This window comes from Methanomethylovorans sp. PtaU1.Bin093 (assembly GCF_002067275.1).
Classification (GTDB): Archaea; Halobacteriota; Methanosarcinia; order Methanosarcinales; family Methanosarcinaceae; genus Methanomethylovorans.
Genome location: NZ_MVQX01000076.1, coordinates 1 through 6,148, shown reverse-complemented (window position 1 = coordinate 6,148; position 6,148 = coordinate 1). Strand labels below are relative to the sequence as shown.

Below are 6,148 nucleotides of genomic sequence, written 5' to 3'. Positions count from 1 at the left end.
GCCCTTACGGTAATACCCGTATACTACATCGGCAAGTACCTAAAGGATAGGAAAACGGGCGTTATTGCGGCTTTTCTTATAGCTATCGCCCCTGGGCAATTCCTTAGCCGTTCAACCATCATCTTTACGGACCACCACGTGGCAGAAACTTTGTTCAGCTCATTACTGATGTTGTTCTTCTTGATCGCATTGATCGAAGCAAAAAAGAGGAACCTTTCTTTAAAGATGCTGCAGAACAAGAACAAAGAAGCCACCCGGCCAATAATATTTGCAATACTTGCAGGACTTATGTATGCAGCCTATCAACTTACCTGGCCGGGTGCCCCGATGTTCGGGATGATCATTGTTATATTTGGAGCAGTACAATCTACTTTAGATCACCTTAACAATAGATCGACTGAATACTTGGGAATAATAGGAATCATTACCTTTATTGCGGGACTGCTACCCGTTGCCCCATTTATAAATCCCGATATGGGATTCAGTGCCTATATATATTCATGGTTCCATGTTGCAACAGCATTTGCAGCTATTTTTGCCTTTTTATACATGAGCATTGTCCACAAAGTTCTCAATGATAAAAGACTTAGAACTGCATATTACCCGATAGTATTGATCGCTACATTAATGACCGGGCTTCTGGCTATGAGAATGATCGCACCTTCAATATTTGGTTCAATTGCGGGAATATCTGCAACTATCTTCTCTGCAAAGACCGGTGGCTTCAACACCATCGGAGAAGTCTCATCCATCTTCTACCACGGTGGAGTATTCACCCTCAGCTCAGTCTGGTACAACTTCGCCACGGGTTTCTTTTTATCATTGATCGCAATGGTAATGTTGGCCTTCAGCATCTGGAAAGACAAAAAACCGGAAGAACTACTCATCCTTGTATGGGCCTTCATCATGCTGCTTGCCATATACGGACAGAACCGCTTTGCATATTACTACTCTATAAATGTTGTAGTGCTGTCCGGATATTTTGCAGCGAAGGTCCTTGACATGACTGGATGGAAGAAGATAGAAGATGCCTGTTACGACAAAATGAACTCCATCAGGGAACTTCCAGGATGTTTGAGTAAGAATATTAGAATTATCCATGTATTAACCATTCTTCTTCTGCTGTTGCTGGTGGCATATCCAAGTTACGGCCTTGCAATGCAGCAGTCACAGTATACCAGTGGGGCTAACGATTACTGGCTTGAGGCACTCTTCTGGATGGAAGCCAATACTCCTGATCCAGGCATTGACTTCCTTAAGATATACGATGCACCGGAGAAAGGGAAGCTATTCGATTACCCGGATACAGTTTATGGCGTGATGTCCTGGTGGGACTATGGTCATGAGATAGAGACCATTGCACGGCGACTTCCAAATGCCAATCCTTTCCAGCAAGGCATTGGTGGGAGAAGAAATAGTATCGAAGAAGAGAATAAGCCAGGAGCATCCACATTCTTTACAGCTCCTTCCGAGGAAGAAGCAACTGCAGTTCTTGAAGCCATCCATCCTTACCCCGATAAGATGGGATCCAGATACATAGTATCAGATGTGGAAATGGCCACCGGGAAGTTCTACGCAATGGCCTCCTGGACACTGGATACTGACAATTATTATACGGCTGTGCAAACCGATCAGGGAGTAGTGACCGTTCCTTATGAGCGTTACTTCAACTCCATGGAAGCAAAGCTGCATATTTTTGACGGCAATGGTCTTAAGCATTACCGCATGGTCCATGAATCTCCCGGCACCAGCACGCAGGGTCAGGAAATCGGATATAAGAATGTATACAACGTCCTTCTGGGCGGGAACATCAAAGAAGATAATACGGGTTATGTGAAGATATTCGAATACGTAGAGGGTGCCACGATCACGGGAACTGCGCCTGCCGGAGAGAGTGTGACCATCAGTACGACGATCAGCACCAGCCAGGGCCGGTCGTTCACATATTCACAGACAGCAACATCAAATGGGACGTATGCATTCACAGTTCCTTATTCAACAGAAGGCCCTGTCTCCGGACAGACCCAATTTGATGTATCACCCACAAAGCCATACCAGATCAGCTATGGCAGTGTGGTGGAAGAAGTAAAGGTCACAGAAACCGATGTGCTTCAGGGTAATACGATAGAGGTGTGAACTCCCGGATATACAAATAACAACTGAGTATCCAGCTTAAGGTGAAACATATGGAGAAGATCATCAAAGGAAGAACATGGGTCTTTGGAGATGACATCGACACAGATGTCATAATACCTGGGAAATACCTCCGTACTACGGATATGCAGGTCTTTGCTGATCATGCGATGGAAGGGATAGACCCTGATTTTTCTAAAAAGGTAAAGCCTGGGGATATAGTGGTCGGGGGTAATAACTTCGGTTGCGGCTCTTCAAGAGAACAGGCCGCACTAGCACTTAAATATGCAGGAGTGGCCTGTGTTGTGGCCAAGTCCTTTGGAAGGATATTCTTCCGCAACGCCATAAATGTTGGCCTTCCTCTCATGGAAGCCAATATACAGTGCCACGAAGGTGATGAAATAGAAGTTGATCTTGAAAACGGAAAGGTCACTGCTAACGGGAAAGAATACACGGGCAATAAACTGCCCGATTTCCTTCTGGAAATACTCAGTGACGGAGGACTTGTACCCCACCGCAGGGCAATGCAGGGGAAAAAATAGAGGTTGTAATGATATTCCCTGAAGAGTACAAGTACGTGGGAGTTACAAGGATCCATCCGGATGATGCACATAAAGAGCCGGTATATTTCCTTAGCCGTTATTTGATAGTAGAGCAGCTCACGGATATTGGTAATGAATATGCCATATATCGGGTAGAACATACCGGAGAGGAACTCTTAAGAAAGGTCACAAAGGTCGAACTCATTGCCTCTGGAGAACAGGTTATAAAATACGATAAAGAATTAAATATCAAAGATAGAAGGCTTCTTATAGAGAAAGCTGCAGAACTTTGTGAAGCAAATGTAAATACAGTTATCTTCACCGGTCTTGATAAGCATGTGACGTTTGTGCATGATCCCGACATCTCTGAAATGATCGATCTTGAAATCGTGGATGTGGTCCCGCCTGAACCCTCCTGGCTTAGCCTGATGGTAAGAAGGCTTGAAGCAAGCGGCATCTTTGGGGATCTAAGTATACGGTTCAAAGAGAATATGAAGGACCTCAGGCAGTTCGAAGGAGAAAGGACCGTATTCCCATGTTCTTCCTCAGGGCTTGAAGGAAAATGCCTCGACTCTGATATTATTACTGAAGACGGATCGCTGCTTGTAGGTTGCGAGATATCCAGAAAACTCTTCGAATCAAGGTTCCCTGGCCTTAAATATGATTTCATAAACATTTGCCCCTTCCGTTCTGATATTTACACGCCTCAAGGCCCCTTTGTGACACGGTGCTGCCTATCCGAAAGATCGGGCCTTGCTACAATAAACGGGGTCAGAGGAGCTGTGGTCCACTGGGGAGCCTCCGAGTTCCAGGTAGCCTTAACAATAAGGGAACTTGTACAGCAGATCCGTAAAGAAAAAGGTGAAAGCAAATGAAAATTGCAGTGGTGGAAGGAGATGGGATAGGCAAAGAGGTAATACCTGCAGCTATAGATGTCCTTGATGCCCTTGCCCTGCCTTTGGAAAAGGTACCTGTGGAACTTGGATATGGCAAATGGGAAAGGACAGGCTATGCTATCACAGATGATGACCTCGAGACCCTAAAGGAATGCGACTGTATTCTGTTTGGAGCTATTACAACACCATCTGACCCTGCTTATAAGAGCGTGCTCCTCACAATACGCAAGGAGCTTGATATGTATGCCAATATCCGCCCCATAAAACCTATACATGGGATCATGGGTGTCACGGGAAGAAATGATTTCAACCTGGTGATAGTGCGGGAGAACACAGAAGGCATGTACTCCGGCATAGAAGAGATACATGAAGATGTAGCATATACTAAGAGGGTCATTACCCGCAAAGGCTCGGCAAGGATAGCCGATTATGCATGCAAGCTTGCAAAAAGCAGGCAGCATCGTTTGGAGATAGTCCATAAGTCCAACGTACTTAAATCTGACAGGTTGTTCCTGGATGTGTGTAGGGAAACAGCCTCTTCCCATCATGTAGAATATCATGACACTCTGGTAGATTCCATGGCCTACAACCTTATCGTACACCCTAACAGATACGATGTCATAGTGACCACGAACCTGTTCGGAGATATACTTAGCGATATGGCTGCTGCCCTGGTTGGCGGGCTTGGACTGGTGCCAAGTGCGAACATCGGAAAAGAACATGCGTTCTTTGAACCCGTACACGGAAGTGCTCCTGACATAGCCGGAAAAGGTATCGCTAACCCCATTGCTGCTATTCTGAGCATGAAGATGATGCTTGAATGGTATGAATTGACAGAGCAGGCAAAAGTGGTACAGGATGCCATAGAATACACCATGAACAAAAAAATGGTCACATCCGATCTTGGAGGCAAGGCCACCACAAAAGAAGTGGGAGAGGCCATTGCAGACCGTGTTCGACAACTTATTGGCTGAAGATACGGCTTTCCAGTTACGCTTCTGTCAACCCATACCCAAAAGCGACCATATGGAAGCCTTCGTGACCACAGCAGTGATGCCTGATATCCACACCATTATCACAAAGTCGATGGTAGCACTGAGGAGATGGCCCCCGTCCACAACCCTGATCAGAAGTGCAGACATCAGAGAGTGTGCTATCATGATGAGCAATACCATCAAAGACAATACTTCAACGTCTCCTATATTCGTGTAGATCACCATGCCCATGGACATCCCCGCAGGCATTTCCACACTGGCGAACATACTCTGCATCAGGTCGATCACACCCACGGAGATGTACATCGTAAAACCAATTCCGGCAGTAAGACCGTAAAATACTCCCACAAGGCTCGATGCAGATTGAACCCTCTTTTTTCTTAGAGTGACTATCCTGTGGAAATTCGTAGCTATGATATCGCCTATGATCTCGGGCTTGCCTCCAAGGTTAGTTGACTCAACGAACATTACACAGAACCTCTGAATAAGATGGCTGCCCGTATTTGCGGAAAAGAACTCCCATGATTTGAACTTATCGATCCTGGTGTTTAGTCTCTTGTACAGCTCGTTCACATCTTTTGTAAGAGGGCCAAAATCATGGATACGCAATGCTTTCAATGCTTCATCTATCACTCCACCCCTGGCACCTGCCGAACTTCCAAGAGACCTGATAAAGGCAGGAAAATTTTCATCCCTGCGCCGGATGCTTTTTTCGATCTTGCGGCACACCCTTCCGGTGTATATAAGAGGGGTCAAGCAAAGTGCAATAGCGATGGGTGTCACAATTTTTCCGTAAAGCAGAACAGCAATAGTAACAAGAATACATGCTCCTATAGAAATAGGGATTGAACGGTATAATTTGAGCTTATAGTCAGGAATTATGTGAGATTTGCTCCACAGGGGGTCCTTCGGCACCTTGCCTTTTGTGAACAGAAGCATCACAACATCTGTTATTATGAACGTTACTACCACCATTGACATGAGAAGTATTGCATCCATGCCTGTTATCACCGGCATGATAACAGCGAACGATGCAAGGAATATAAGAGACATCACCAATGAAACGAAGAGTTCCTTGATGATCTCAACATTATACATAGCACTGTTGTACATGGATTCATATTCGTTCATGACAACATTCTGCTCCGCAAAAAGAAATGCTTTTATATTCTCTCCTGACTGTAAACCATGAGCGAATCTGTCCAGAAAGTCCTCGAATATAACAGATGGGGTTCTCTTGGAAATGAACCTGCATGCTTCAGCAAGGCTCATATTCCATACAGTAACAAGATTGTAGATCTTTTTTGTTTCAGTAGCTAGCTCCTTATATTCCTGGTTATCAGAAACGATCCTTATTATATCAAGCCGTGGAGTTTCAGCGGTGGCAATGGAGCCCATTTGAGTGATATAATAATGCATGTTGTTATCAATTCGGGATGCCTGCCCCCCATAGACGGAAAGCGGGTAATATACTGCAAAGAGGATGCAAATTACAGGGATCATGATGGGAATAACCTTGGCGGTTCCCTCGAATAAAGTGGGTAGTGCTGCATAAAGTAAAAATGAAAAGATAAAACCGAAT

5 protein-coding genes are annotated in these 6,148 nt (G+C 45.0%); 4 read left to right on the top strand and 1 reads right to left on the bottom strand.

Going from position 1 to position 6,148, the window contains the following annotated elements:
* The 4 genes from A4E24_RS08645 to A4E24_RS08630 all read left to right on the top strand — a co-directional run.
* The coding region (locus tag A4E24_RS08645; RefSeq protein WP_292352883.1) for an oligosaccharyl transferase, archaeosortase A system-associated at positions 1–2,136 on the top strand (2,136 nt) is incomplete at its 5' end.
* Positions 2,137–2,186: 50 nt separating this feature from the next.
* Positions 2,187–2,675 (top strand): 3-isopropylmalate dehydratase small subunit, encoded by a 489-nt coding sequence (locus A4E24_RS08640; RefSeq protein ID WP_292352882.1) that lies wholly within the window; start codon positions 2,187–2,189, stop codon positions 2,673–2,675.
* 8 nt (positions 2,676–2,683) lie between these two features.
* The gene (locus A4E24_RS08635; RefSeq protein ID WP_292352881.1) at positions 2,684–3,550 is read left to right on the top strand and encodes a hypothetical protein; all 867 of its coding nucleotides are present in this window, start codon (positions 2,684–2,686) and stop codon (positions 3,548–3,550) included.
* Positions 3,547–4,545 carry an isocitrate/isopropylmalate family dehydrogenase gene (locus A4E24_RS08630; RefSeq protein WP_292352880.1) on the top strand — a complete coding sequence of 333 codons (999 nt, stop codon included), beginning with the start codon at positions 3,547–3,549 and terminating at the stop codon, positions 4,543–4,545. Before A4E24_RS08635 ends, A4E24_RS08630 begins: the two co-directional genes overlap by 4 nt.
* Before the next feature lie 27 nt (positions 4,546–4,572).
* Here the strand turns inward: A4E24_RS08630 and flaJ are convergent.
* The coding region (flaJ, locus tag A4E24_RS08625) for an archaellar assembly protein FlaJ (protein ID WP_292352879.1) at positions 4,573–6,148 on the bottom strand (1,576 nt) is incomplete at its 5' end.